At 58.7% G+C, this 390-nt stretch carries 1 protein-coding gene; it reads left to right on the forward strand.

What is annotated here, in order from left to right; all coding sequences use genetic code 11:
- Positions 1 to 45 precede the first annotated feature (45 nt).
- A partial coding sequence (locus D7Y13_RS44660) for a TonB-dependent receptor plug domain-containing protein (protein WP_208734758.1) occupies positions 46 to 390 on the forward strand: 345 nt, incomplete at its 3' end.

The raw sequence follows: 390 nt of genomic DNA on the forward strand, positions 1-390 counted from the left end.
AAGCTGGACGTCCCGGATGGCAATGCTACGCTGGTTTTCTCATTCGTGGGTTACCAGTTGCAGGAGGTGGCCGTTGGCAGTCAAACGGCGATAAATATCAAACTCACCGCCGATGACAAGACGCTGAACGAGATTGTTGTCATTGGTTACGGCACCGCGCGTAAGTCGGATTTGACGGGGTCGGTGGCGTCGATCAAGTCGGACCAGATTCTGGAACGCCCCGCCCCATCGCTCAATCAGGCGCTGGCGGGCCGGATGCCGGGGGTGCAGGTAAATACCAACTCGGGCCGACCCGGCGGGCGCACAACCGTGAGGATTCGGGGTTTCAGTTCGATCAACTCGTCGAACAACCCGTTGTACGTGGTCGATGGCGTTCAGCTACCCATCGGT

It is taken from the genome of Corallococcus praedator, from assembly GCF_003612125.1.
GTDB classification, from domain to species: Bacteria; Myxococcota; Myxococcia; order Myxococcales; family Myxococcaceae; genus Corallococcus; species Corallococcus praedator.